Genomic DNA, 870 nt, shown 5'->3' on the forward strand with positions numbered 1-870 from the left:
CGACCAGCACCGCGGCCCCGCCGGCCCCGCCGGCCCCGTGCTCGTCGCGGGCCGTCAGCGCGGCGAGGAGCGCCGGCAGGGCGGTCCGAACGGGCAGATCCGCCCCGGCGACCGAGGCGTCGGGCAACATGCGCCCAGTCTCCTCGGATCAACGCGGCTGAGGGCGGCGCGGCCCCGACCTGTGGATGACCGCACGGCGGCCGAGGCCCCGGTGGACACGTGTCCCGACCGGCGGCGCCACGCGGCCGCATTCCGCGGCGCGCAATCCGTGTCCCTGGCCAGTCCGGCCCTTTAGAATTGGCGGTCGTGGTCGAGTCCGTGACGCGGGAGCCGGGTGGCCCCTGCGTGGCTCCTGCGGCGTGCTCAGAGCAGGCGCGGACAGTCTCCGGCCGAGGGCTTCCCGGGTGGGCCGGTACGCCGGTTGGCAGGGCGTCGCGGAGCCTCGTGCTGGCGGGCCTTACGGTCAGCCTCGCGGCCGGGGCGCATGGCGTGGCCACCGGAATGCGGCCGTCCCTGCCCATCACCGCCGCCGGCCTGTTGCTGACGTGCAGGGTGGGCTGGGGGGCCACAGCTGACCGCCTCTCACCGGGACGGCTGATCGGTCTGGTGCTGGCCGTGCAGGTGTGCCTGCATGTCGCCTTCGCGATCAGTGCGTCCGGCGGGGCACACCACCCTGCGCCGCCGTCGGCCGCGCAGGTCGCGGTCGTCCCGGAGCACGGGACCGTGGACCTTCTCCACGGCGGGCTACCGATGCTCGCGGGCCATGCCCTGGCGGCGTTGTTCCTGGCCGGCTGGCTGGCGGCTGGCGAACGGTTGTTGTGGCGGGTCGCGCGCGGTGCCGCGTGCGCCGTGCGACGGGCGGCCCGGCGG

Annotated in this window: 1 protein-coding gene; it reads left to right on the top strand. The window is 76.2% G+C overall.

The window, feature by feature from the left end:
* Positions 1 to 444 precede the first annotated feature (444 nt).
* Positions 445 to 870 (top strand): hypothetical protein (locus MXD58_RS25835; protein WP_250610317.1); only part of this gene is annotated, 426 nt, incomplete at its 3' end.

This window comes from Frankia sp. AgKG'84/4 (genome assembly GCF_023242965.2).
Classification (GTDB): domain Bacteria; phylum Actinomycetota; class Actinomycetes; order Frankiales; family Frankiaceae; genus Frankia.